Source organism: Burkholderia sp. 9120 (genome assembly GCF_000745015.1).
Lineage (GTDB): Bacteria > Pseudomonadota > Gammaproteobacteria > Burkholderiales > Burkholderiaceae > Paraburkholderia.
This window is the reverse complement of record NZ_JQNA01000001.1, coordinates 1,426,537-1,451,355: the sequence shown is the minus strand read 5'-3', so window position 1 is coordinate 1,451,355 and position 24,819 is coordinate 1,426,537. Positions and strand designations below refer to the sequence as shown.

The window sequence follows — 24,819 nt, the reverse complement described above, 5'->3', positions numbered from 1 at the left end:
CATCCGGTCGCGTCGTGCCAGCCGGCGGTGCGTGGAGGTGCCGCACGAGCCAATACGCATCATCCGGAGAAACCCTTGAAAATGAAAATGAATTTTTTTTGGCGTGATTTCTATGTAAATATACTTTCATTCATTTTCATTACAGCATCGGCCCAGCCAACCCGCTCGCATGATTCATCAACCGTCCGTTGCCCCTAATTCCGCCGAGCAGGCTATCGCGGCGCGCATTGCCGCCGCGATGCCGACGCTCACGCCGATTCACCGGCGTATGGGCGATTACGTGCTGGCCAATCTGTTCCGCGCGGCCACCATGCGGATCGACGAACTGGCGAGCGTGGTGGGCGCGTCGGTGGCAACGGCGAATCGTTTCGCTCGCGCGCTCGGCTTCGACGGTTATCCGCAGTTTCGCGACGCGCTCGTGCGCGGCTTCGAAGCGACGCTCGCGCCGGTCGAGCGCTTGCGCAGCGCGCAGGAGTCGCTGGCCGCCGGCGACGCTGTGCTCGACGCGTCGCTCGAACAGGCCGCCAATAATCTGCACGCCACCCGCACGGCGATCGACAAGAACGCAGCCGAAGCCGCCGTCGAAGCGATCATCGCGGCGCGCCGTGTGTTCGTGCTCGGCTATGGCGCCAGCGCGTTCCTCGCCGGGCTGATGGAGCATGGCCTGATGCCGTATCACGACAACGTGCAGTCGCTCGCGCTGATGGGCGGCCCGTCGCATGCCGCGCGGCGTCTGTTCGCCTCGAACGAGGACGATCTCGTGATCGGCCTCGCGTTTCCGCGTTACGTCGAAGACACGATCGAACTCGCGCGCCGCGCCGCAAGCCGTGGCGCTCGCGTGCTCGCGCTGACCGACAGTCCGCGTTCGCCGCTCGCGCAATTCGCGGATCTCTCGCTCTACATTCGCGCCGACCGACGGCTCGCGGCCAATGCCGATTCCGCCGTGCTGGCCGTGATCGAAGCACTGTGCGACGCGGTCGCGTACCGGGCGAAACGCTCGGTCAAAGCCGCCGCCGAAGTCAGCGAATTCGTGCTGCCGTGGCTGGTCGATCCGCACGCCGAGAACGCCGGCCCGAACGAGCGGCCAGCGCGCGCGGTCAGCCGTGGTGCGAACGACGCCGGCAAACCCGGCAAGCCTGGTGAGCCTGGCGTTGCGGCCAGGCCCCGATCCACCCGAATCTCCAGCAAGACTCAAGCTAAACGATGAACTCCAACGCAGTCATTGCCATTCATGGCGGCGCCGGGACGATCCTGCGCGCGTCGATGTCGGCCAGCGCCGAAGCCGATTACCACGCCGCGCTGCACGCGGTGCTGAGCGCCGGCCAGCGCGTGCTGGCGGACGGCGGCAGCGCGCTCGACGCGGTGAGCGAAGCGGTGCGTCTGCTCGAAGACTGTCCGCTGTTCAACGCGGGCCGCGGCGCGGTGTACACGGCGGCCGGCACGCACGAAATGGACGCCGCCATCATGGACGGCGGCACGCTCGAAGCCGGCGCGATCTGTTGCGTGAAGCGCGTGCGCAATCCGATTCTGGCGGCGCGCAAGGTGCTGGAACGCAGCGAACATGTGCTGTTCACCGGCGAAGGCGCGGAGGCGTTCGCCGCCGCGCAGGGACTCGAATTCGCCGAGCCCGAGTATTTCCATACCGAAGCGCGTCATCGTCAATGGCTGCTCGCGCGCGATCAGCACCGCGCGATGCTCGATCACGACGGCGCGTCGCTCGCCGCCACGCCATCGGCGGAGCATGACGACAGCGGCAACGACAGCAATAACGACAACGGCGACGACCCCATGCCGCACGAACCCATCGACCCGAACCGCAAGTTCGGCACGGTCGGCGCGGTCGCGCTCGATCGACACGGCCATGTGGCCGCGGCGACCTCGACGGGCGGCGTTACCAACAAGCAGGTGGGCCGGGTCGGCGACACGCCGCTGATCGGCGCGGGCTGCTATGCGGACGACGCCACCTGCGCGGTCTCCACCACCGGCTCCGGCGAAATGTTCATGCGCATGGTCGCGGCCTACGACGTCGCCGCGCAAATGGCCTACCGCCAGGTGTCGCTGCAGGAAGCGGCGCACGACGTGGTGATGAACCGCTTGCCGAAGATCGACGGCCGTGGCGGTCTGATCGCCGTCGACGCGCGCGGCAACATCACGCTGCCGTTCAACACCGAAGGCATGTATCGCGGCTTCGCGCGTCTCGGCGAAACGCCGGTGACGGCGATCTATCGCTAGCAGGCCTCGCCGGATCTCACTGAATCATGGTTCGAACGCTCGCGCGACCGCGCGCTTGCGTTCTGGCTAGTCGCGTTCGAATTCAAAGGAACCACCGTGCCGACTTCATTGCACACCGCCCGTCCGCTTATCGAAACCCTGCCGCCGCAACGCGTGCTCGCGGTCGACGATCTGTCGGTCGCGTTTCGCCGCGGCGAACAGGCCTTCAACGCGGTGCGCAATCTGTCGCTGACAGTCGAGCGTGGCGAAACGCTCGCGATCGTCGGCGAATCGGGTTCCGGTAAATCGGTGACTTCGCTCGCGTTGATGCGGCTGATCGAGCACGGCGGTGGGCGCCTGGCCGGCGGCAGCATCGCATTCCGGCGCCGCGACGGCAGCGTGCTCGACCTCGCGGAAGCGTCGTCCGGCACGATGCGCTCGATTCGCGGCGCCGACATCGCGATGATCTTTCAGGAGCCGATGACCTCGCTCAATCCGGTCTTCACGGTCGGCGATCAGATCAGCGAAGCGATTGCATTGCATCAGGGCAAGAGCCGTTCGGCCGCGCACGCCGAAACGCTGCGCCTGCTCGACCTCGTGCGGATTCCGGAGGCGCGACGGGTGGCGGCGCGATATCCGCATCAGTTGTCGGGCGGCATGCGCCAGCGCGTGATGATCGCGATGGCGCTGTCGTGCAAGCCCGCGCTGCTGATCGCCGACGAACCGACCACCGCGCTCGACGTGACGATCCAGGCGCAAATTTTGCAACTGATTCGCGGCTTGCAGGACGAGATGAACATGGGCGTGATCTTCATCACGCACGACATGGGTGTCGTCGCCGAAGTGGCTGACCGCGTGCTGGTGATGTATCGCGGCGAGAAAGTGGAAGAGGGTGCGTCGGACAAGATCTTCGCCGCGCCGTCGCATCCTTATACGAAGGCGTTGCTCGCCGCCGTGCCGCGTTTAGGCGCGATGCAGGGCACCGATCAACCCGCCAAGTTTCCGATTCTGACCGTCGAGCAGGCGAGTTTGAGCGGTGCGGAACAGGCGGTGCGTGCCGCGTCCGCCGTCGCCGAAGAAGCGCAGCCGCCGGTACAGGAGAGCACGCCGCCCATTCTGCGCGTGCGCGATCTGGTCACGCGTTTTCCGGTCAAGACTGGCGTGTTCGGCCGCCTCACGGGCCGCGTGCATGCGGTCGAAAAAGTCAGCTTCGATCTGCGGCCGGGCGAAACGCTCGCGCTGGTCGGTGAATCGGGTTGCGGCAAATCGACCACGGGTCGCTCGTTGCTGCGTCTGGTTGAAAGTCAGAGCGGCTCGATCGAATTCGCCGGCAAGGAAATCAGTTCGCTGACGGGGCCCGCGTTGCAGGCCCTGCGCCGTGACATCCAGTTTATTTTCCAGGACCCGTTCGCGTCGTTGAATCCGCGGTTGACGGTCGGCTTCTCGATCATGGAGCCGTTGCTCGTACATGGCGTGGCGCAGGGCGCCGAAGCGCAGGCGCGCGTCGCGTGGCTGCTCGACAAGGTCGGTTTGCCGCACGAAGCGGCGCGCCGTTATCCGCATGAATTCTCCGGTGGTCAGCGGCAGCGGATCGCGATTGCCCGCGCGCTGGCGTTGAACCCCAAAGTCGTGATCGCCGACGAATCCGTCTCCGCGCTCGACGTCTCGGTGCAGGCGCAAATCGTCAACCTGATGCTCGATCTGCAACGCGAGCTCGGCGTGGCTTATCTGTTCATTTCGCACGATATGGCCGTGGTCGAACGCGTCAGCCATCGCGTCGCGGTGATGTATCTCGGCCAGATCGTCGAAATCGGTCCACGCCGCGCGGTGTTCGAAGCGCCGCAGCATCCGTACACGAAGAAGCTGATGGGCGCGGTGCCGGTTGCCGATCCCGCGCGCCGTCACGCCAAACGCATGCTCGCCGCCGATGAAATTCCAAGCCCGATCCGCGCGCTGAACGACGAACCCATGGTGGCGCCGCTGGTGGCGGTGGGCCCGGATCACTTTGTCGCGCAGCATCGCGTTGGCGGCGCTTACTAGACCGACAAGCCAAAGCAAAAAAACGTTTCCTCTCGCAGTCCCTCAACCCGTTTTCATTTCGCAGCCTGGAGTCATCCTCATGAACCTGCTGGTCCCGTCTTCTCCGTTTCGTTTGCGCGCGCTGGTCAGCGGCGGCGCGGTGGTGTTCGCGATGCTCGCGGGCAATGTGGCGCATGCCGAGACCACGGCCGTGATGGCCGTCGCGTCGACCTTCACGACGCTCGATCCGTACGATGCGAACGACACGCTGTCGCAAGCCGTCGCGAAGTCGTTCTATCAAGGGCTGTTCGGTTTCGACAAGGACATGAAGCTGGTCAACGTGCTGGCCGATAGCTATGAGGCCAGCCCGGATGCGAAGGTTTATACGTTCAAGCTGCGCCATGGCGTGAAGTTTCAGGACGGCACCGACTTCAACGCCGCAGCGGTGAAAGCGAACTTCGACCGCGTGACCGATCCGGCCAACAAGCTCAAGCGCTACAACATGTTCAGCCGTATCGAGAAGACCGAAGTGGTCGATCCGTACACGGTGAAGATCACCCTGAAGGCGCCGTTCTCGGCTTTCATCAACGTGCTGGCGCATCCGTCGGCGGTGATGATTTCGCCGGACGCGCTGAAGAAGTACGGCAAGGACATTGCGTTTCATCCGGTGGGCACGGGGCCGTTCGAACTGGTCAAGTGGGATCCGGCCGGCGATCTGACGGTGAAGAAGTTCGCCGGCTACTGGAAGAAGGGCTATCCGAAGGTCGACGCAATCGACTGGAAGCCGGTGGTCGACAACAACACGCGCGCCGCGCTGATGCGCACCGGCGAAGCCGATTTCGCGTTCCAGGTGCCGTTCGAACAGGCCGCGCAATTGCAGGCGAGCCCGAAGGTCGATCTGATCGCGTCGCCGTCCATCATTCAGCGCTATATCAGCCTGAACATGAACCAGAAGCCGTTCGACAACCCGAAGGTGCGCGAAGCGCTGAACTACGCGGTCAACAAGGACGCGCTGACCAAGGTCGCGTTCGCCGGTTATGCGACGCCGGCTGACGGCGTGGTGCCGCAAGGCGTCGATTACGCGGTGAAGCTTGGGCCGTGGCCGTACGACCCGGCGAAGGCGCGTGAGTTGCTGAAGGAAGCGGGCTATCCGAACGGTTTCGAAACCACGCTGTGGTCCGCGTATAACTACTCGACCGCGCAGAAGGTGATCCAGTTCGTGCAGCAGCAACTCGCGCAAGTGGGCATCAAGGCGCAGGTCGAAGCGCTCGAAGCGGGGCAGCGCGTCGCCAAGGTGGAAAGCGCGCAGGACCCCGCCACCGCGCCGGTGCGCATGTACTACGCGGGCTGGTCGTCGTCGACGGGTGAAGCCGACTGGGCGATCACGCCGTTGCTCGGCTCCGTGTCGTTCCCGCCGAAGATGGTCAACACCGCGTACTACAAGAACGACACGGTCGACAACGATCTGAAACAGGCGCTCGAAACCACCGACCGCACGCAGAAGGCCGCGCTCTATACCGACGCGCAAAAACGCATCTGGGCCGACGCGCCGTGGATCTTCCTCGTCAAGGAGAAGGTCGTGTACGCGCGCAGCAAGCGTCTGTCGGGTGCGTACGTGGCGCCGGACGGTTCGTTCAATTTCGACGAGATCGCGATCAAGTGATCGGCTGACCGTTCGTGCTCCGGCGTGTTCGATGAATACGCCGGAGCGTGAACGGTTCTGACTCACAGGCCGCACCGGATCATTCGTTACCCGCATCATTGCCGGATTGGGTTTCATGCTGAACTTCCTCGTCAAACGTCTCTTTGGCCTGCTGCCGACGCTCTTTATCGTCGCCGTGCTGGTGTTCCTGTTCGTGCATCTGTTGCCGGGCGATCCGGCGCGGCTCGCCGCCGGTCCCGAAGCGGACGAGGCGACCGTCGCGTTGGTGCGCACGGATCTCGGTCTCGACAAACCGATGCCGCAGCAGTTCGTCAACTTCTTCGTGAAGATCGCGCACGGCGACTTCGGTATCTCGACGCGCAGCAAGCGGCCGGTCAGCGAGGAAATCGGTGAACGCTTCATGCCGACGCTGCTGCTCACACTCGCCAGCATGGTGTGGGCGGTCGTGCTGGGCATGGGCATCGGCATTGTCTCGGCGGTGTGGCGCAACCGCTGGCCCGACCGGCTCGGCATGACGCTCGCGGTGTCGGGCATTTCGTTTCCGGCCTTCGCGCTCGGCATGGTGCTGATGGAGATTTTCTCGGTGAAGCTCGGCTGGCTGCCGGTGGTCGGCGACGGTTCGTGGCAGAGCTACGTGCTGCCTTCGCTGACGCTCGGCGCGGCGGTCGCGGCGGTGATGGCGCGCTTCACGCGGGCTTCGTTCGTCGAGGTGCTGAACGAGGACTTCGTGCGGACCGCGCGCGCCAAGGGCGTGCCCGAACGTCTCGTGATCCTCAAACACTGTCTGCGCAACGCGCTGATTCCCGTCATCACGATGATGGGGCTGCAATTCGGTTTTCTGCTGGGCGGCTCGATCGTGGTCGAGGTGGTATTCAACTGGCCGGGTCTCGGACGCCTGCTGGTGGACGCTGTGTCGATGCGCGACTATCCGGTGATTCAGGCTGAGGTACTGCTGTTCTCGCTTGAATTCATCATCATCAATCTGATCGTGGACGTGTTGTACGCCGTGATCAATCCGACCATCCGTTTCAAGTGAGGCCCGCATGAGCATCTCCGCAACCGAGGCGAATGCGGCCAAGGCCGCTATCGTCGAGAAAACGATCCGCACACCGTGGGGCGAGTTCTGGCGCAAATTCCGTAAGCAGCATGTGGCGCTCGGCGCCGGCATTTTCGTGCTGCTGCTGATCGTGGTCGCGATCGCCGCGCCGCATCTGGTGCCGTACGACCCGGAGAATTTCTTCGACTACGACGCGTTGAACGCGGGGCCTTCGGCGGCGCACTGGTTCGGCGTCGATTCGCTGGGCCGCGATATTTTCAGCCGCATTCTCGCGGGCTCGCGCATTTCGCTGGAGGCCGGGTTTCTGTCGGTCGCGATCGGCGCACTGATCGGCACGTTCTTCGGTCTGCTGGCCGGCTATTACGAAGGCTGGTGGGATCGTATCGTGATGCGGGTAGCCGACGTGCTGTTCGCGTTCCCCGGCATTCTGCTCGCCATCGGCGTGGTGGCGATTCTCGGCAACGGCATGATCAACGTGATCTGCGCGGTGGCGATCTTCAGCATTCCGGCGTTCGCGCGGCTCGTGCGCGGCAACACGCTGATGCTCAAGCAGCTCACGTATATCGAAGCGGCGCGCAGTATCGGCGCGTCGGACTGGACGATCATCGTGCGCCATATTTTGCCGGGGACGATTTCGTCGGTGGTGGTGTACTTCACGATGCGCATCGGCACCTCGATCATCACCGCCGCGAGTCTGTCGTTTCTCGGACTCGGTGCGCAACCGCCCACTCCCGAGTGGGGCGCGATGCTCAACGAAGCGCGCGCCGATATGGTCACCGCGCCGCATATCGCGCTGTTTCCGAGTCTGGCGATCTTCGTGACCGTGCTCGCGTTCAACCTGCTCGGCGACGGTTTGCGCGATGCGCTCGATCCGAAGCTCGACCGCGCATGAGCGTGTCCTCTGCTGAAAACGCGCCGCATATCGGCGCTTTGCCGCGCGGTCCGCTCGGCACGATTGCCGATGTGCCGGGCGTAACCGCCGGACATTGCACGCTCGACGAAGGCGCGCTGCAAACCGGCGTGACCGTGATTCGCCCGCATGGCGGCGATCCGTTTCGCGACAAGGTGCCCGCCGCGGTGTCGGTGATCAACGGCTTTGGCAAAAGTATCGGGCTCGTGCAGGTCGAGGAACTCGGCACGCTGGAAACGCCGATTGCGTTGACCAATACGTTCGGTGTCGCCGCCGTTGCACAGGCGCAGATTCGCGCGGCGATTCGTGCGAATCCGCGAATCGGGCGCGAGTGGTCGACGGTGAATCCGTTGGTGTTCGAGTGCAACGACGGCTATCTGAACGATATCCAGGCAATGGCGGTCGGCTCGCAACATTTCGACGACGCGTACGCGGCCGCGAGCGCCGAGGTTGCCAGCGGTTCGGTGGGGGCGGGGCGCGGTATGTCGTGCTTCGATCTGAAGGGCGGTATGGGCAACGCGTCGCGCGTGGTGGAGGCCGCAGGGCAACGTTATACCGTCGGCGCGCTGGTGCTGGCGAACTTTGGCCGCTTGCCGATGCTGACGCTCGACGGCGTGCCGCTCGGCCGCATGCTGAGCGAACGCGCGGCTGCAACTGCGAACGCTTCGACCACGACGAAGCCCGAGCAAGGCTCGATCATCATGATCGTCGCCACCGATGCGCCGCTCGACGCGCGTCAGCTCAAGCGTCTCTCGCTACGCGCGGCAGCCGGTCTTGCGCGCACCGGTTCCGTGTACGGTCACGGCAGCGGCGATATCGCGCTGGCGTTTTCAACCGCGTACACCGTGCCGCACGAAGCGCAATTCGTCACGCTGCCGCCGCTACTCGCCGATGAACGTCTGGACCCGCTGTTTCGCGCCTGCGCGGACAGCGTCGAGCAGGCCATCGTCGACGCGTTGTGGAACGCTGTGTCGGTGACCGGGCGCGACGGTCATCGACGTCTGTCGCTCCACGACAGCGCGCCCGATCTCTCCCAACTACTCAACTCCGTTCGCTGATGAAAGTCCTCATTTCCGCCGACATCGAAGGCGTGGCCGGCGTGTTTCATCCCGAGCAAACGCGCGCGGGCAACGGCGAATACGAAGCCGCGCGCCGCTGGATGACGCTCGAAGCCAACGCCGCGATCGAAGGCGCGTTCGCCGGCGGCGCCACGCAAGTGTGGGTCAACGACTCGCACGGCGGCTTCCGCAATCTGCTGCCCGATCTGCTCGATCCGCGCGCGCTGGTGGTGCTCGGCAAACCGCGCACGCTGGGCATGATGGCCGGCCTTGAATATGGTGCGGCGCTGGTCTTCATGATCGGCTATCACGCCATGTCGCAAACGCGCGGCATCCTCGCGCATACGATCAACAGTTTCGCGTTCGCGCGCGTGTCGCTGAACGGCGTGGAAGTCGGCGAGGCGGGTATTTATGGCGCGCTGGCGGAAGAATATGGGGCACAGGTAGCGCTTTTATCCGGCGACGATGTGTTCGCCGAGGAAACTGCGCCGCGTTTTCCCGGCGCACGTTTTGTCGTCACCAAGAGCGCGACGGGCCAGTCGAGCGGTGTCACGCAGTCGCCGGCGAATGCGCGCGAGGCGATCGAAACGGCGGCGCGCGAAGTGGTCCGTCAACATCTCGACGGTGGCCGCGCGCCGCAGGCCACGCGTGCGGCGGTGCAGCCGGTTGCGTGCGAACTGCGCGTGCAGACCAGCGCGCTCGCCGATCTGTTCTGCCAATGGCCGACGCTTGCACGCGTCGACGCGGTCACGTTGCGTTTCGACGCGGCGTCGGCGGAGCACACAGTGCGTATGCTGAACTGCCTGTCCGCGATGTCGTTCATGCTGCGCTAGCCGGGCAGCCCGCGCTACGGTTGCGCGCAAATCACGTGCGGCCTTTTTCAACTCGCTTACGGATTGCTGCCGACTGTAAAGAAGTACACGCAGCGAACACGTTCGGTGAGGACGCGGTACTCTCTGTTTTCCAAAAAGTACCGTCTTTCTCACTGAGCGGAGTACAGCATGGGTAAGCAGACTATCGCGGATTATCTGGCCAAAACCCTGGCGGCAGCGGATGTCGAGCGGATCTGGGGCGTGACGGGCGACAGCCTGAATGGCCTGTCGGACAGCTTGCAGCGCGTCGGCTCGATTCGCTGGATGCACACGCGTCACGAAGAGGTCGCGGCCTTCGCCGCCGGCGCCGACGCCGCGGCGACCGGCAAGCTCGCCGTCTGTGCGGGCAGTTGCGGTCCCGGCAACCTGCATCTGATCAACGGTCTCTTCGACTGTCACCGGAATCATCAACCGGTGCTGGCGATTGCCGCGCACATTCCTTCGTCGGAAATCGGTCTCGGCTACTTTCAGGAAACGCATCCGCAGGAGTTGTTCAAAGAGTGCAGCCACTACGTGGAGCTCGTGACGAATCCGTCGCAGTTTCCGCGCGTGCTGGCGCGCGCGATGCGCACCGCGATCGAAGAACGCGGCGTCGCGGTGATCGTGCTGCCGGGCGATGTGGCACTGAGCGATGCGCCCGACGAAGCGCCGGCATGGTCCGGCACGCTGGAACGTTCGACGCTGACGCCGTCCGGGCCCGATCTCGATCGTCTCGCCGATCTGCTGAATCAGGCCGGCGCCGTGACGCTGCTGTGCGGCAGCGGTTGCGAGGGCGCGCACGACGAAGTGGTCGCGTTCGCCGATCAGCTCGGCGCGCCGACCGTGCATGCGTTGCGCGGCAAGCAATACGTGGAGTGGGACAACCCGTTCGACGTCGGCATGACGGGGTTGATCGGCTTCAGCTCCGGCTATCACGCGATGATGTCGTGCGACACGCTCGTGATGCTCGGTACCGACTTCCCGTATCGCAACTTCTATCCGTCGCACGGCAACGTGGTGCAGATCGACCGGAACGGCTCCGCGCTCGGCAAGCGCACGCCGTTGAAGCTGGGTCTGGTCGGCGACGTCAAGGCGACCTTGCAGGCGTTGCTGCCGAAGCTCCAGCGCAAGACCGACCGGAGCTTTCTCGATAACGCGCGCAAACACTATACGGACGCACGCAAAGGGCTCGACGATCTGGCGCGTCCGTCCGCGCCGGGGCGCGCGATTCATCCGCAGTACCTCGCCAGCATCATCGATAAGGTCGCGAACGAAGACGCCGTGCTGACCGCCGACGTCGGCACGCCGACGCTGTGGGCCGCGCGCTATCTGACCATGAACGGCAAGCGCAGTCTGCACGGCTCGTTCAATCACGGTTCGATGGCGAACGCGATGCCGCAGGCACTCGGGGCGCAAGCCGCCGAACCGGGTCGTCAGGTGATTTCGCTATCCGGCGACGGCGGGTTGTCGATGCTGCTCGGCGATCTGCTCACCGCTCGTCAGCTCAATCTGCCGATCAAGGTCGTGGTGTTCAACAACAGCGTGCTCGGTTTCGTCGCGATGGAGATGAAGGCCGGCGGCTATCTGGAAGCCGGCACCGATCTCGCGACCACCGACTTCGCGGCGATTGCGCGCGGCGCGGGCATCTACGGTGTTCGTATCGAACTGTCGGAGAACATCGAACCGGCGCTGCGCGAAGCCTTCGCGCATCCGGGACCGGCGGTGATCGATGTGACGACCGCGAAGCATGAACTCGCAATGCCGCCGAAGATTCAATGGGCGCAGGCGAAGGGCTTCAGTCTTTATATGCTGAAGGCGGTGCTGAACGGACGCGGAGACGAGATCGTCGAACTGGCGACGACGAATCTGCGCTGAGGTGGCGAGTTGCTGAAGTGCTGAAGTGCTTTGCGACCGCTAACGCGCGGTCGGATTGCGGAAGAAGTTAGCGTATGCGCGGCCACGCTGCCGCGCATACGCACGCACCGCGTGTTAGCCGCTACTGCTGCCGGCTCAATTCCCGCGCCGCGCGATCGATCACGTCGGCAATCGCACCGGCATGCGACACCGGCGCGAGATGGCTCGACGCCATCGGCACGATCTTCGCGCCCATCCGGTCGGCCATGAATTTCTCGACGTCCGGCGACACGGCGCGGTCTTTCGTCGTCAACACATACCACGACGGTTTTTCTCTCCACGCGACATGACTGACCGTTTCGCTGAACGCCTTCGCGGCGATCGGCACTTGCGCGGTGGCGAGTACGCGCGTGAGATTCTCGGGCACGTCAGCGGCAAAGTCCGCATGATATTTGGTGCGATCGAGCCACAGAAAACCGCTCGCATCCGGAATGATGGCCTGGGCCGCCGGCATCGGCTCGGCGCGCTTCATCAGGTCCTGCGTCGATTCGTGAAGGTCCGGCGCAATCGCCGCGATGTACACGAGACCCGCGACATTCGGCGCGTTCGCGCCTGCCTCGGTGATCACGACACCGCCCCACGAATGGCCCACCAGCATGGTCGGTCCGTCCTGACGCGCGAGCACCCGACGGGTCGCGGCGACATCATCCGCGAGGGACGTCAGCGGGTTTTGCACCGAACTCACGTGATAACCCTTCTGCTGCAATTTGGCGACCACGCCGTTCCAGCTCGACCCGTCGACGAACGCGCCGTGCACCAGCACGATGTTGCGCACAGGGCCGGTCATCGGCGCAGCGGGCGGTGTGGGCGCAGCGGCTGCCGGCATTGGGGCAGGGGCTTGCGCTGCGGGCGTGGGCGGCGTCATGGGTGGTTGTGCTGCGGGCAAAGCGGGCGCTTCGGGTGCGCTGGCTGCCATGCCGGGTTCGTCGGCGGGTTCGGGAGAGGGCGCCATGCTGGGTGTCGCCATGGGCGCCTCGGCAGGCGCCGCGGTTTGGGCGCGTACGCCCGTCCCCGTGAAACAGAGACACAAAGCAGCGGCGCAAAGCAGACGTTTGGGCAACATGTTGAATCTCCGGAGGCGGGAACCTCGACTAGGCGACCATACAGAAGCCCCAGGCCAGTGACAATCCCTAACCGCGCCGTTAAGTGCGGCGCTGAACGAAGCGCGGGTTGCTCCCAGTATTTGACTTATATCGGCCACGGTAAAATTTCAGGTTACGCCCGGCAGGGACCATAAGTCCGCTCGGGCGATCGATTTCCATACACTGGGGCGCAATGTTGAATAGTGCACAGCAGCAAGACGGCCTGAAGCGCGGGCTGAAGAATCGCCATATCCAGTTGATCGCGCTGGGCGGCGCGATCGGCACCGGCTTGTTTCTCGGCTCCGCCAGCGTGTTGCAGGCAGCCGGCCCGTCGATGATTCTCGGCTACGCGATCGGCGGCATCATCGCGTTCATGATCATGCGGCAGCTCGGCGAAATGGTCGCGCAGGAACCGGTGGCCGGCTCCTTCAGCCACTTTGCGTACAAGTATTGGGGCGACTTTCCCGGCTTTCTGTCGGGCTGGAATTACTGGGTGCTGTACGTGCTCGTGAGCATGGCCGAGCTGACCGCGGTCGGCACCTACGTGCATTACTGGTGGCCCGGTGTGCCGTCGTGGATATCGGCGCTGGTGTGTTTCGTCGCGATCAACGCGATCAATCTCGCCAACGTCAAGGCGTATGGCGAAACCGAGTTCTGGTTCGCGATCATCAAGGTGGTCGCGGTGATCGGCATGATCGTATTCGGCGGCTATCTGCTGTTCAGCGGTCACGGCGGCCCGCAAGCGTCGATCACCAATCTGTGGAGTCATGGCGGCTTCTTCCCGCACGGCTTTCACGGCCTCTTCATGATGCTCGCGGTCATCATGTTCTCGTTCGGCGGGCTGGAGTTGATCGGTATCACGGCAGCCGAGGCCGATCAGCCGCAAAAGAGCATTCCGAAAGCGGTGAATCAGGTGATCTACCGGATCCTGATTTTCTACATCTGCTCGCTGACGGTGTTGCTCTCGCTGTATCCGTGGAATGAAGTGGCGGCCGGCGGCAGCCCGTTCGTGATGATCTTCTCGCAGATCGGTTCGACGCTGACCGCCAACGTGCTCAACGTGGTGGTGCTGACGGCGGCGCTGTCGGTGTACAACAGCGGCGTGTATGCGAATAGCCGCATGCTTTACGGTCTCGCGGAGCAGGGCAATGCGCCGCGCGCGCTGATGAAGGTCGATCGTCGCGGCGTGCCGTATATGGCGATCGGTTTGTCGGCGCTTGCTACGTTCACCTGTGTGATCGTCAACTATCTGATTCCCGCCGAAGCGCTCGGTCTGCTGATGGCGCTGGTCGTTGCCGCGTTGGTGCTGAACTGGGCGCTGATCAGCCTGACGCATCTGAAGTCGCGCAAGGCGATGGTGGCGGCGGGCGAGACGTTGGTGTTCAAGTCGATCTGGTTCCCGCTCAGCAACTACCTCTGCCTCGCGTTCATGGCGCTGGTGCTCGTGATTCTGGCCATGACGCCTGGGTTGTCGGTCTCGGTGTGGCTCGTGCCGGCGTGGCTGGTGGTGATGTGGGCCGGCTATGTGTTCAAGCGCCGGCGCGCGGCGCTGCAGGGTGGCGCGCGAGTGGCCGGGCGATAAGGAGCAAAGCTATGGAAGCGAGCCGCGATCTCGAGCAGTTGCTACGCGACATGACGCCGGTCGTTGCCGCGCCGGCTTATGTTTTCTGTAGCTTTGCCGATCGTCGTCTGCCGGCGGGCGTCGACGCGGTCTGTCTGTTCAACGAGGCCGAAGGCCTGACCGCGATTCTCGATCAGTCGGATGCCGATCGCCTCGGCATCGCCTACGACTTCACCGCGCGCATGATTACGTTGACGGTTCATTCGGATCTTGCCGCAGTGGGTTTTCTCGCCGTGATCTCGACGAAGCTGGCGCAAGCGCGAATCGCGTGCAACGTGGTGTCGGCTTTCTATCACGACCATCTGTTCGTGCCGGCCGAGCGTGCCGATGAGGCGATGAATATATTGCGCGCGTTGTCGGCGCCGTCGGACGCGGCAGAAGCATAAACACGCGCGCATAAAAAAACCCGCGAAGCGTGATGCTCTCGCGGGTTTATTCAAACAAGCTGGTCAAACTCGAATTCGATTTGGTGCCAGGGCCGGACTGGAATAGCAGTCCGAACCCTATATTTTAAAAGGATCTTATCTGGGCATGAAAAAAATATACCAACAAAAGTGCCAACGAAATCTCTAGCTTGCGAAGGGGGGATGTTCCAAGCTTCGGCGGTAACCACATTTGAGTCCGAGATCCTTTTGCGTTAAGGATTACGGCGATTCGATGATCCGCTATGTCGGGGTTAGCTGCTGGACACGGGTGTGATTTAGGAAGTAGGCCGGCCTGAGAGCAAGACTATCGGCGCCAGTGTCAGAAGGCGGTATATTGTTATTTGGATCGGCAGCGTGCCGGTCGATATGTTGCCATTAGCTTCCATACGCTTGGAGTGTACCTGAGTGCCAGCCCGTGTCGAACTGCCGCCGGATGAAGTAATTGATTGTTGGACACTCATCCGGGAGATTGGTAAGGCTGTTGTGCCCGACTTGAATCCGAAGGCAACCGGCATCGAATGCGTCGTCGCGAAGAAGCCGACTGTTCTGGGCGTTGCTGGCATTGGGGATGTACAGTTTGTCGAGCAGCATCTGACTGACGATGATCGGCGATATCTCCTGCGCGTTTTGCCGGATTTGCCGGAGCTCCGAATCCCTTATTCCGACGATGTTGTAGACGCGTTTCTGAAAGCCTATCGTGCGCTGCCAGATGGGCCAAGCTGGGAACCCGTGCTGCTGACGGAGTCACGGTATCTGCGAGAGTACGACAGGCTGATTGGCCTCCGATGGCAGGCTTCGGGTGAACATCTACAAGTCCTTCAGCATTGGCTCGACACGGATCGAATCAAGGCGTTTCGAAGAAAGCACGTGCCGGCGATCGAGTTGACTATCGGAACCTCGATTCCGCGTCAGGATGCGCAGAAGTATCTTGATTACTGTGGCATCGGCTCCACGGCTGCGGAGTCGTCGGCGCCGTCTTCTCCTCAGACAGCTAATCGTGACATCCACAGCCCCGGAGGAGAATTGACCGTGCCCGCTGAAGCTGGAAGTCCGGGGCACAACCGATCCTCACGATCAGGTTTGCCAGCGGGCAGCCCAGTCCTCCATGATGCGCCGGAACAAGTGCTGGTTGATCAAGCGGTGGGAATTTCACAACCGGCGGCGATTCCATCTGGTCCGTTGCTGGACATTAAGGAAGTCAGCGAGCGGACGGGCATCAGTGTCTCGATGCTGCATGAAAAGATGAAGCCGTCATCGAAGTATTACGACGGTAATTTTCCGCCGAAAATCCCGCTTGGCGAGCGTACCGTCCGCTATTCGCGGATAGCAGTCGATGCATGGATTCAGCAGCATTTGTCGGCAACGAAGAAATGAATGGGGCCCGGCACGTTTCCCGCGACGCGGGGCGTATCTTCATTTGAGCGAGTTGCCGAGCATTGTCGGCTGTTTCCAGAATTCGCCACCGCCTTGGCGGTCGACCCACAATCGGTCAGGAAGCGTTATTCGCAAACAGGAAGCTATCACGGCGTGCGACCGACCAAGCTTCCGAGTCGACGGTTGCTCTGGCCGGCTGAGGCGGTAAAGCGGCTGCTCAACGGTAACCAGATTGACGACTGATCGGTCCAGGTCAGGCGGAATTTGCCCACTGTGTGAATCAGATTGGCATACCGGATTTCGGCGCGCAGCGCAAATGCGTCTGTGGCTCGCCTTGCACAGAGTTAGGTCAACTATTGTTCCGGCGGGCGACCTCGCCCAAGCTACTGAGGCGCAAATGGTCACGAATGCCCGATGCTGTTGATCAGATCGTAAAGGCGGGGATACCCTTCGACAGGTAGGCCAAGGGCTGTTATTCATCAGCTTCGCCCTGGTAGTAGCGTGGCATGGCTTGGTGCGCTTCCTCTACCTTGGAAAGCTGGTCCCGTAAAGTAACGCGCGGTTTCCTCGTCCGACGCACGGCAGGTTTCTTTTCTTCAGCCGCCTTCTTGTTTCCGCCGAAGAACGTTTTCATTCCTTTCTTTGGACGCAGCTTGACGTAATAGTCCAGCTGGGTCATGTACTGGATCGCGCTGATGATGCCGCGACCTGGACCTAGCTGCTTACACGTGACGGTGCCTGTGCCAAATCGCCGCACCGCTAAGGACAGGGACGCGCGGCGATTGATGGTATTGCAATTGAGAAAGGCGCCATCACTGCGCCCGGTTTGAGCATTCCGGGTCGTAGAAAGCCAATGCTCTCCCAGCTGATTGCCGATCTGTTCAGCGGTTGTAGTCGGCACGGGCTTGAAAAAGAGCAAAAAATGATGCCGCCAGGAACCCTTGTGACTAAATTCGAGTTTCCATGAAAGGCCAAACGGTTGCCCGATGGATGTGTTCTGTCGAAGGTAGCGGAGAAAGCTTTCCCGATGCTTTTTGACCGTCTCGTAATTCTGGACGCTAGTGTAGCCAAGATCCAGGCGAATTACCCAAAGAGTCGTGCATTTGCTGAATAGCGTGGCGACATAGGCGTGCAAGGTACGGAAATTCTCATTGCTTGCCCGGATGAATTCACTGGACGCTTTCCGGAAGCTGGCATGAAGCAAATCGGCCCGGATGCCTTCGACTGCCTGATTGACTTCGTTTGCATACGTGTGGAGCTGGCCTTGAATCTGATCGGCCAATATATCTTCGCGATAACGCAGCAGGTGCCGAAAGCGTCGCTCGATGATCTCCAAAGCCGGATGGAATGCATGATGGGGAAGGTACTTCATGACGACTTCCAGCTTGGCCTGAAGGCAACGCCTCAATAGTGTCCCGTAATGGAACTCTCCTGTGCAGTCGTACAAACCTATTTCCTCGTCGGACTCAGTACGTACGGCTTTAATTAAGGAACCTGGCGTTCTCGAGACCCCCATTTGGGCAGCAAGCTTCGTAGGGGCGACCGCGAGAAGGGGGCCTTGGGTTTTCCCAAGTCCTCGCACGAGTTCAACTATCTCAGGTAGTTGCGACAGTACAAGGAACGTCTCATTCTGAGGAAGTATCTGCGCATCCAGGCTGTGGGCAAAAAAAAGCGATGCACGACTCACCAGACCAAAGCGATCGAGCCGGATTGCGACGCGTCTTCGGCGCCAATACTCAGCGATGAGTCGTGACAGGTGGGACTTATTTGCCATTGCATTGTTTGATCGAAAAAGCATAAAAGGTCGAAGTCATGACGTATGCTCATCGCCATTTATAGTGCTTTTATCTCGGCCTGGAGCGTCGCCTGAATCAACGTGCGGCTGAGTGACATCTCGCCGAACGTACCCTTTCATGGTACGGATCTCCACTTGATGAATGCCTGTCTTTCGAGGGATCGGTGAAGGCTTTTCATCCCCCGCAGATGGCTTTACATTCTCATCGCCCGAAGCTTGTGCGGTGTTAATCGTCCCTCCTTCGTCCTGAGGAGGCGGGACTACTGTCGTGCTTTCTGACGTATCGGGCTTATTCCGCTTCTTCTCGGCGAGTGCTTCATGCGCTTCCTTCATCAGCGCAGCGCTATCTGGCCGGCGCCGGGCTGAGTCTTTCTCCTTTGGCTGCCAATGCTCGAGATTGACATTGACTTCGTGAATGCCAAGTTTGAACAGCAGCGCCAAGGCGGCAACCGGACTATCGAAGCGGCGGGGAACCGAGGCGCCGTCTGCTTTGCGCATCGTCACAAGTGTCAGATCTTCTTCGCCCGCCGTGCTCACGCGCAACTCGAAAGCGCCGCCATCGGCATGCAATGTGAGTCGGCGCAGGCTGCGGGCACGGCGAGCAAACTTCAGATCACGTTCTGTTATTGACTTCACGATTACTGGTTTTATACCTAATCAATATCTGATTTTCATCATGCTAGATTAGCGAATTTGTGACGTCAAGAATCTGTTATTGAGTGTAGGTGTTGATTCTTTATATGAAGTCGGGTTGGTTCTTCAGATCGCTAGATCGACGGTATGACAAGGGTTGCTCTACCAAATGGGACAGTCCAGGCCATTCTTAAAGTGTAGCTGAGATCTGATGCTTCGTACGTACCTAGCGGAGTGCACGGCGTGCTCCGCCAGGCAAGGGTATAGCCGGTCGTTGGGGCACTCCGCGTGGGTCTCGGATCCTGTCCCGTCACCGATGGGGCCATTATCAGTTCCGTTGGAATGCGTGCCGAGCTTTCGCGCGGCCCTTCCCGTCGAAAGCCTTTGTCGTATGGCCCAATCAAGTCTCCGTCTCGGGTGGCGGCATGGAGAAGGGGGCTATGGCTCGCAACGGGTGCCGGCAGGAGCGGCCGGATTGCGAGCGTACGCGTATGGACGGGATCGCGGGGAATCCGGCCACGGAAAGCCGTCCCCTTGTGCACGGCTCAGGCTTTGGAGACTCCGAGTTTATCCCACTCGGTTTTGTCTTTAGGCATCCACTTCGGAGGTGTGCCGCGGCCGGACCATGTCTCATCGCCGTTCGGGTTCTTGTACTTCGCGGGTGCCTGCTGCTTTTTTGTCGGAACTTTAGATTGCTTTGGCGTCCCGTGTCCCTCTGACTCGAATCTGAGGTCCTGAGCTTTGATCTTGTAGCGCGCTATGTCGGCGTTTATCCGGGTGATGGCTGCAGGCCTTTCTTCTTCCAGAATTGCCGCTTCCCGCCTTTCCAACTCGGCCAGCTGTTCATTGAGCTTTGCCCTTTCTTCGTCGATTGCGTTCAGCTTGGACATTGATGCTTTCCCCTTTCTGGATTTAAATTGGATCACTGCGAGTGGTAGACGTTATCAGAAGATACATTGCCTCGGCAAGCACCCTTATCTCACAGCGCAGGACGCTAACTTGACGAGACCGGGTAGGAAGAAAGCGTGCATGGGAAAGCCGTTTCTGATTCAGGCTTCTCGATAAATGGAATCTTTCAGTGACGATGAATTCCGGATCTAACGTTGTTGTCTTTATTCAATATTCTAATATTATACGGTCAACTTAGCGTACCTGTGTTCCTGACCTCTTTGCATAACTGTTCGAATCGTCATCCCTCTCGATACCACAGCGTCCTCTTCGACAGTCTTGACCAGACATCCATCAATAGGTAGGTCACTCAAGTATAAACAGTCCTTCTGCTCAAGTTACCGTACTTTTTTACATCTCATTGGAATGATTCGAGGAGTAGCGCTCACGTTCTCATCGTGCCTGCTCCACATGGTGCTCAAGTCGATCTACGGGATCGACGAGGGCCACGACTAATCACTGATCGAGACGGATATGAAGACCACAAACTTATTGAACAGTAACAGACATACTAGCGAAGAGTCATTCGAGTCTAGACCATTCGAGACACTTCACTTTGACCTGATCGACGACAACGTCGTGTCCACCTACGGCTCTGGCGAAGGCACTGTCGCCAGTGACGTGCATCACATCACCGAATGCGTCAAGGCGATCATCCGTTCAAAGTATCGTCTCTTTCATCTGGAAGACGTAAGTGTGGATCGCCGACTCAAGCCGCTGACCTCCAGACTCGAGATGGGTAAGCTCGGCGAGTGCTTCCTGCAGTGTCTGAAGATGGATCTGGATCGCATACTGGACAGGTACCCGGCTATCGGGCAGTTCAACCGTTACTTCGGACTCTTCCATCAGGCTGTCATGCGTGAAGTGGCGTTCACGAATGGCCGTGCGTCATTTGCAACGACGGCTAAGGATGAATGGCTGGGCGCGTCCGACTGGAGACAAAGTAGCACGGTGAGGCTTACCGAGTACGTGCAGCCTTTGAATGATGTCATCAACGAGATTCGGAGAAAGGGCAATAGCCCAGCTTTCCGGGACTGGATAGACTGACTCGAGAGGCAGCCTGCTGAGAATAAGGACACGCTGTGGTCTCTGGTGCTCGCCTGCCTGAACGTGAATCATCATCTCTCGGTCTTACGCTTTGATCTCGGCTACGCAAAGCACTATTGCGATCCTGAGACGTCCGGTGAGCAGGCGATCACTTATGAGGATGTGAGAAACCATAGAAGGGCACTGAGGCGCTTTCTCAAGCGTGACTTGAGCAAGATGCTGCCTGCGGGTGCCAGCAAGGGCATGGGCTTTGGAATCAAACTGGAGTACGGCCTAGATAAAGGCTTTCATTTTCATGTTCTGGTTATCCTCAATGGCGATGTCGTGGGCCAGCACGCCGTCATTACCGAGATGATCTGCAATCACTGGAATAGCCGGATCACACGCGGCAAAGGCGGCAGCTATAACTGCTTTCGTTCGAAGTATGTGAAGCCCGGTATCGGGTCCGTGAGATACGACAATGAGGAAAAGCTCCGCGCTCTCGAAAATCAGGTCGTCCCCTACATCACGAAACCGGATTTCTACATGAAGATGGTTAAGCCCGATGCTCACCGCTCATTCTGGGTCAGTCACCCACCGAAGATTGAAGCGAAAAGAAAGGGCAGAAAGCGTAGTAAGACCGGAGTACCGATCCCCCGTTTGAAGGCGACGCCAGTAGCAGACTTCGAGGAAAGTATGGGGCGTCTCTCGAAGGGCACGCGTGAGCATCTGCCGTCTCATACAACGGATTCTGGTATCCAACCAAATGGGATCGGCGTGGTTGCTCCGTCAATTGGCAAAGGTGACGCCGACGACATTCCTTGGGGCTTTGCTGTTGTCTAGCGAAGCAATGACGTATTAGGTGAAGCGATTCCTTGGAGGGTGCATAACAGGCTCTGTAAGGTATTCGAATGGATTCGTCATGCGGTGGGTCCTGGATGTCATATTGGAAGCCCGTTAGTGGCCCGATACGGGGTTCTATCGGGCTTTGCTGCTGTGTACGGTGGTCGTCCTTTGAATGGGGTCATGGCTTTCTCAGGATTCATGCGTGCGCACGTGATGCCGCTGATGCCCATTGCTTCAATCATGTCAGTCGAGTGGTCGAATACCTGATTGAAATATCGAGATTCGATTTCGTTCAGGGCAATTCTTATCGAGTGTCGCGCTCTGATGACCGTCGCAGTTCGTATACGACATTGACGTCGTGGCGCTGCCATCGAACAAAGCGAACCGTTACTAACCGGCTATGATGGAGAGTCACCCATTGGAAGCAGACGAACGAGTTCATGACGCAAGCCAACTCACTTCACGATGTCCTCGATTTCTGGCACAAGGTCGAATTCTTCATTCCATTCGACCTGAAGCAGGTATTTGACCAAGTGGACGAGCGGGACCTGAAATGGCTCACACTAGATAACCTTTGCGCAGGTGCTCCATCGCCATGGCAGGCCGTTATTCCCGACGACCGCGAGTTGACTGGATTCAAGCTCTATCTCGGCATTTTTGAGATGCAGGGCATCGCGGATTTTGCTGGAGAGCTCCGCGCGAAGGAGGCGACCGATTCAACGGAAGACGCCGAACGCACGGCGCTCGATGGGCAGTCATGTATCGCGAGAATTGTTTTCGACGCGCACGGCCAGTCCGAGTTCGACCCGCTTTCAGTTTCGACCGTGCCGTGACCGATTGGCATGGCAAGACAAAAAGGACTGCTGGCGCTCACTTCAGAAGCGTTTAGTATCGCGCAAAAGGATCTTTCGGAGCGCCTGTTCAACTACAAAACCGAGCGTCTGAGGCGACGCTCAAGCGAGCATGACGATGCGCAGCCTTCGCCGCTGACCGGTGAAGAGATCATGTCTTTGTATGCTGTGCTCGTGGACTGGGCCGGTTGTACATTGCCATCGCAATCGTCCATCGCACTGCTCGAGATACTTACGAGAGAAAAAGAGAACGACAAACAGGCGAAGCTTACCCCCGCGGCCATCACCGGTGAGAAGTCGCTGCCCGATGCGCAGTCACTCGCAACGCAATATACGTCTGGGAGCGACGCCGACGATGAGGCTATTGATGATGCGACGGAAGAACCGACGGTAGATATCCTGAACAGCTTTTTTGTCGAGGATATTGAACGGTGCATGGCGTCGGTTCACGACGGTGACATTCCCGCGACGCTACGCGCATACCTGACACCGGGCGACGCCGCCCAGCGGATTGATCTCTATAGCGATGCCGGTCGCGACGAAATCATTCGCGCCTTGCATCCCGCCAGAACCAACGCAGGACACTGGCCGGAAGATGCATCGCAGAAAATGAGCCTGATGCAGCAGTTCGCGATTAACACAGCTTTTGATCGCCTGAAGACAAACGCCAAAAGGAGAAAGTTGACAAAGTTACCATCAAAGGTCTTGCAGCCGACGTTACGTACAATGGTGCGAAATATGGCGTCCTTATTACCTCGGCTGAATTGAGCGTTGGCGCTCGTGAAGTGGTGAATGTCCGCGGATACCCGATCAAGGAAGTTAATGCGGACAAAGTGACCGAATGGCTCAGGATACTAAGAGCCCCAGGTACCGGAATCGTCCGCGTATGAGGAACTGACGGTCGCATGAGAAGTGCAACGTGAGAAAAGACCAACACCAAGGAAAATCGAATATGCGATTTAGACACACGTTGATATCATCTCGGGGCTGATCGCCTCGAATGCAAATGCGGGCGGATTGGCGTTCTACAGCGGCTTCCAGACAGGCAACGGCTACAACGACCTTTCGGTTGCCGAACGTTCTGGGTACGCGGAGGGACTGGTTGACGGATTGCTGGTTTCGTCTGTACTCACGGGCTCGGACAGCAATCTCGACATGCTGAATGGATGCATACATGGGATGACCAACAAGCAGGTAGTGGCAATCTTAGACAAGTACCTTCGCGACAACCCGAAGTACTGGCAGGAGCCCATGAACATGCTAGCGCTCACTGCATTGAAAGAAACGTGCGGAATTGCCCGAACGCCGCCCGGCCAACCTGCCAAGTGATTCGCAAAATTGAGACTGGAGATGGAGAACCGATATGGCGAGAATTCATGTGCGCGAAATACCTTCATATCCGTTGGCCGCATTCCGTTGGAGCATCGGCCGAGTGGTGGTCGCGAAAGGAGATTACGAGGCTTATGTAATTGAGCATACTTTCCCTGGGCAACATGCGCCCGAAGCTGCGCTGGAGATTTTGAATGCACACGACACAGATTCGTTGTTTGTGAAGTGCGCGGAATACACCAACGAAATCGAGTGGGATCAGTTCCCCGACGGCGCGCATCCTTACTTCGTTCCAGCGTAATCACCTCTCCCAGCAGCAGGACGTTTGAGCGACCGCTTCAGCCAAGGACGAAGGTCTATACAGGGTCGACTAGGGCCATTCGGATTAATTGTCGACTGTTTTAATGCTTGCGAATCGCCGGCTGCTCAAAGTTCCTTGTTTCTCTGCGCGAGGCCAATCGAAAAACCAAAAGCCGAAGAGAAACTAACGACTGTTGACGGCACATTACGCACTGGGGATGGCGGCCAAATACGGGTAGGGGTATAAAAACAGTGCTATAAATCAATGATTTAGAGCGATACAAACCTTCTAACTCGTATTATCGGGACTGCATTTGAGAGCTAAAATACGACGATTCCCATTTGAGGGTCACTTTTGGCCCGCCCGCCCATGCCACAACCCCAGTCCGACCCGCCATCCGATAAGGCCGCTCCGCTCAGCCCGGAGACCGCGCGCATCGTGCTGCGCCTGGATGACGCGATCTCGGCCTTCCGGGCAGGGGAGGCGACGGGCATCCGCGCACTGGATTCGGCCAGCCGCCTGATCGGTGACCTGGCCGATGATGTCACTGCGCGTGCGACCCGGCATGGCAAAGTGCCCCGTCGACCGGATCGCGTGGAGCTCGCGATCCTCACCGCGCTCGCCGACACCTATGGCGCCGAGATGCTGACCAATGCGTCGCTTGGCTATGCACTGCGCCTGGTCGCCCGGCACGGTGGCATTGCGCTGGTGCAGCGCGTCTTGTGGGGCGAGTCCGCGTCCGATGTCCAACTGGCCACGATGCTCGGCGCGACGCGCGCGGCGTTCACGCAAATCACGCTGGCTTTTCCTGACGCGTTCCTCGCTGAAGCCAACGACGTACTAGCGGGATTTCGGCCCCGGCCACCAGGCGGGTCCAAATCCAAGGGCGGCCCGCGTGAGTAATT

Annotated in this window: 24 protein-coding genes; 20 read left to right on the top strand and 4 right to left on the bottom strand. The window is 60.1% G+C overall.

What is annotated here, in order from left to right; translation table 11 throughout:
* Positions 1–169: 169 nt before the first annotated feature.
* From FA94_RS06490 to poxB, 9 genes are all read left to right on the top strand, one after another.
* A complete protein-coding gene (locus FA94_RS06490; protein WP_035548023.1) occupies positions 170–1,207 on the top strand; it encodes a MurR/RpiR family transcriptional regulator in 1,038 nt (345 codons plus the stop codon).
* The gene (locus tag FA94_RS06485) at positions 1,204–2,232 is read left to right on the top strand and encodes an isoaspartyl peptidase/L-asparaginase family protein (RefSeq protein WP_035548021.1); all 1,029 of its coding nucleotides are present in this window, start codon (positions 1,204–1,206) and stop codon (positions 2,230–2,232) included. Before FA94_RS06490 ends, FA94_RS06485 begins: the two co-directional genes overlap by 4 nt.
* Positions 2,233–2,328: 96 nt before the next feature.
* Entirely contained in the window at positions 2,329–4,251 is a 1,923-nt protein-coding gene (locus FA94_RS06480) for a dipeptide ABC transporter ATP-binding protein (protein WP_035548018.1), read from the top strand.
* Positions 4,252–4,330: 79 nt separating this feature from the next.
* Positions 4,331–5,893: a glutathione ABC transporter substrate-binding protein GsiB gene (gene gsiB / locus FA94_RS06475; protein ID WP_035548015.1), complete on the top strand. Its 1,563-nt coding sequence runs from the start codon at positions 4,331–4,333 to the stop codon at positions 5,891–5,893.
* Between the two features lie 115 nt (positions 5,894–6,008).
* Entirely contained in the window at positions 6,009–6,929 is a 921-nt protein-coding gene (gene gsiC, locus FA94_RS06470) for a glutathione ABC transporter permease GsiC (RefSeq protein WP_035548013.1), read from the top strand.
* A gap of 7 nt (positions 6,930–6,936) precedes the next feature.
* Entirely contained in the window at positions 6,937–7,842 is a 906-nt protein-coding gene (gsiD, locus tag FA94_RS06465; protein ID WP_035548011.1) for a glutathione ABC transporter permease GsiD, read from the top strand.
* Complete coding sequence (locus tag FA94_RS06460; protein ID WP_035548008.1) at positions 7,839–8,918, top strand: DmpA family aminopeptidase; 1,080 nt, start codon at positions 7,839–7,841, stop codon at positions 8,916–8,918. The genes gsiD and FA94_RS06460 overlap by 4 nt, the downstream gene beginning before the upstream one ends.
* Positions 8,918–9,751, top strand: a complete 834-nt coding sequence (locus tag FA94_RS06455; protein ID WP_035548005.1) for a M55 family metallopeptidase — start codon at positions 8,918–8,920, stop codon at positions 9,749–9,751. Before FA94_RS06460 ends, FA94_RS06455 begins: the two co-directional genes overlap by 1 nt.
* Before the next feature lie 168 nt (positions 9,752–9,919).
* A complete protein-coding gene (gene poxB / locus FA94_RS06450) occupies positions 9,920–11,644 on the top strand; it encodes a ubiquinone-dependent pyruvate dehydrogenase (RefSeq protein WP_035548003.1) in 1,725 nt (574 codons plus the stop codon).
* 121 nt (positions 11,645–11,765) lie between these two features.
* Here poxB and FA94_RS06445 read toward each other — a convergent pair whose 3' ends face one another.
* On the bottom strand, positions 11,766–12,746 hold the full coding sequence (locus tag FA94_RS06445) for an alpha/beta fold hydrolase (protein ID WP_035548000.1): 981 nt from the start codon (positions 12,744–12,746) through the stop codon (positions 11,766–11,768).
* A 215-nt stretch (positions 12,747–12,961) separates the two neighbouring features.
* Between FA94_RS06445 and FA94_RS06440 the strand changes: the two genes are divergently transcribed.
* From FA94_RS06440 to FA94_RS39380, 3 genes are all read left to right on the top strand, one after another.
* Positions 12,962–14,347, top strand: a complete 1,386-nt coding sequence (locus FA94_RS06440; RefSeq protein ID WP_035549444.1) for an amino acid permease — start codon at positions 12,962–12,964, stop codon at positions 14,345–14,347.
* Positions 14,348–14,358: 11 nt separating this feature from the next.
* The gene (locus tag FA94_RS06435) at positions 14,359–14,772 is read left to right on the top strand and encodes an ACT domain-containing protein (RefSeq protein WP_035547997.1); all 414 of its coding nucleotides are present in this window, start codon (positions 14,359–14,361) and stop codon (positions 14,770–14,772) included.
* Positions 14,773–15,216: 444 nt separating this feature from the next.
* Positions 15,217–16,185, top strand: coding sequence for a helix-turn-helix transcriptional regulator (locus FA94_RS39380; RefSeq protein ID WP_231584860.1), 969 nt, complete (start codon positions 15,217–15,219; stop codon positions 16,183–16,185).
* 472 nt (positions 16,186–16,657) lie between these two features.
* Here FA94_RS39380 and FA94_RS06420 read toward each other — a convergent pair whose 3' ends face one another.
* The 3 genes from FA94_RS06420 to FA94_RS06410 form a co-directional block, all read right to left on the bottom strand.
* Positions 16,658–17,557 (bottom strand): inovirus-type Gp2 protein, encoded by a 900-nt coding sequence (locus tag FA94_RS06420; RefSeq protein WP_156126554.1) that lies wholly within the window; start codon positions 17,555–17,557, stop codon positions 16,658–16,660.
* Positions 17,558–17,995: 438 nt separating this feature from the next.
* Positions 17,996–18,616, bottom strand: coding sequence for a hypothetical protein (locus FA94_RS38530; RefSeq protein ID WP_156126552.1), 621 nt, complete (start codon positions 18,614–18,616; stop codon positions 17,996–17,998).
* A 542-nt stretch (positions 18,617–19,158) separates the two neighbouring features.
* Positions 19,159–19,503, bottom strand: a complete 345-nt coding sequence (locus FA94_RS06410) for an H-NS histone family protein (protein WP_035547987.1) — start codon at positions 19,501–19,503, stop codon at positions 19,159–19,161.
* A 532-nt stretch (positions 19,504–20,035) separates the two neighbouring features.
* On the opposite strand from FA94_RS06410, the gene FA94_RS06405 reads away from it, so the two are divergent.
* From FA94_RS06405 to FA94_RS06375, 8 genes are all read left to right on the top strand, one after another.
* Positions 20,036–20,608 carry a hypothetical protein gene (locus FA94_RS06405; RefSeq protein WP_035547984.1) on the top strand — a complete coding sequence of 191 codons (573 nt, stop codon included), beginning with the start codon at positions 20,036–20,038 and terminating at the stop codon, positions 20,606–20,608.
* A gap of 63 nt (positions 20,609–20,671) precedes the next feature.
* Positions 20,672–21,430 carry a hypothetical protein gene (locus FA94_RS06400; RefSeq protein WP_197070180.1) on the top strand — a complete coding sequence of 253 codons (759 nt, stop codon included), beginning with the start codon at positions 20,672–20,674 and terminating at the stop codon, positions 21,428–21,430.
* Between the two features lie 443 nt (positions 21,431–21,873).
* Positions 21,874–22,266 carry a hypothetical protein gene (locus FA94_RS06395; RefSeq protein ID WP_035547980.1) on the top strand — a complete coding sequence of 131 codons (393 nt, stop codon included), beginning with the start codon at positions 21,874–21,876 and terminating at the stop codon, positions 22,264–22,266.
* A gap of 9 nt (positions 22,267–22,275) precedes the next feature.
* Positions 22,276–23,052, top strand: coding sequence for a hypothetical protein (locus FA94_RS06390; RefSeq protein ID WP_035547977.1), 777 nt, complete (start codon positions 22,276–22,278; stop codon positions 23,050–23,052).
* Positions 22,980–23,174: a hypothetical protein gene (locus FA94_RS39860; protein ID WP_081935738.1), complete on the top strand. Its 195-nt coding sequence runs from the start codon at positions 22,980–22,982 to the stop codon at positions 23,172–23,174. The genes FA94_RS06390 and FA94_RS39860 overlap by 73 nt, the downstream gene beginning before the upstream one ends.
* A 127-nt stretch (positions 23,175–23,301) precedes the next feature.
* Positions 23,302–23,613 (top strand): Rap1a family protein, encoded by a 312-nt coding sequence (locus tag FA94_RS06385; protein WP_035547974.1) that lies wholly within the window; start codon positions 23,302–23,304, stop codon positions 23,611–23,613.
* 34 nt (positions 23,614–23,647) lie between these two features.
* Entirely contained in the window at positions 23,648–23,914 is a 267-nt protein-coding gene (locus FA94_RS06380; protein WP_035547971.1) for a hypothetical protein, read from the top strand.
* A gap of 369 nt (positions 23,915–24,283) precedes the next feature.
* On the top strand, positions 24,284–24,817 hold the full coding sequence (locus FA94_RS06375) for a hypothetical protein (RefSeq protein ID WP_035547967.1): 534 nt from the start codon (positions 24,284–24,286) through the stop codon (positions 24,815–24,817).
* The last annotated feature ends 2 nt before the right edge of the window (positions 24,818–24,819 follow it).

Excerpts from the sequence above, each read along its gene's own strand:
- FA94_RS06490 (WP_035548023.1), top strand. The coding sequence starts at position 170 with ATGATTCATCAACCGTCCGTTGCCCCTAATTCCGCCGAGCAGGCTATC.
- FA94_RS06485 (WP_035548021.1), top strand. The coding sequence starts at position 1,204 with ATGAACTCCAACGCAGTCATTGCCATTCATGGCGGCGCCGGGACGATC.
- gsiB (WP_035548015.1), top strand. The coding sequence starts at position 4,331 with ATGAACCTGCTGGTCCCGTCTTCTCCGTTTCGTTTGCGCGCGCTGGTC.
- gsiC (WP_035548013.1), top strand. The coding sequence starts at position 6,009 with ATGCTGAACTTCCTCGTCAAACGTCTCTTTGGCCTGCTGCCGACGCTC.
- gsiD (WP_035548011.1), top strand. The coding sequence starts at position 6,937 with ATGAGCATCTCCGCAACCGAGGCGAATGCGGCCAAGGCCGCTATCGTC.
- FA94_RS06460 (WP_035548008.1), top strand. The coding sequence starts at position 7,839 with ATGAGCGTGTCCTCTGCTGAAAACGCGCCGCATATCGGCGCTTTGCCG.
- FA94_RS06455 (WP_035548005.1), top strand. The coding sequence starts at position 8,918 with ATGAAAGTCCTCATTTCCGCCGACATCGAAGGCGTGGCCGGCGTGTTT.
- poxB (WP_035548003.1), top strand. The coding sequence starts at position 9,920 with ATGGGTAAGCAGACTATCGCGGATTATCTGGCCAAAACCCTGGCGGCA.
- FA94_RS06445 (WP_035548000.1), bottom strand. The coding sequence starts at position 12,746 with ATGTTGCCCAAACGTCTGCTTTGCGCCGCTGCTTTGTGTCTCTGTTTC.
- FA94_RS06435 (WP_035547997.1), top strand. The coding sequence starts at position 14,359 with ATGGAAGCGAGCCGCGATCTCGAGCAGTTGCTACGCGACATGACGCCG.
- FA94_RS06420 (WP_156126554.1), bottom strand. The coding sequence starts at position 17,557 with ATGAAGTACCTTCCCCATCATGCATTCCATCCGGCTTTGGAGATCATC.
- FA94_RS06410 (WP_035547987.1), bottom strand. The coding sequence starts at position 19,503 with ATGTCCAAGCTGAACGCAATCGACGAAGAAAGGGCAAAGCTCAATGAA.
- FA94_RS06405 (WP_035547984.1), top strand. The coding sequence starts at position 20,036 with ATGAAGACCACAAACTTATTGAACAGTAACAGACATACTAGCGAAGAG.
- FA94_RS06395 (WP_035547980.1), top strand. The coding sequence starts at position 21,874 with ATGACGCAAGCCAACTCACTTCACGATGTCCTCGATTTCTGGCACAAG.
- FA94_RS06390 (WP_035547977.1), top strand. The coding sequence starts at position 22,276 with ATGGCAAGACAAAAAGGACTGCTGGCGCTCACTTCAGAAGCGTTTAGT.
- FA94_RS06380 (WP_035547971.1), top strand. The coding sequence starts at position 23,648 with ATGGCGAGAATTCATGTGCGCGAAATACCTTCATATCCGTTGGCCGCA.
- FA94_RS06375 (WP_035547967.1), top strand. The coding sequence starts at position 24,284 with ATGCCACAACCCCAGTCCGACCCGCCATCCGATAAGGCCGCTCCGCTC.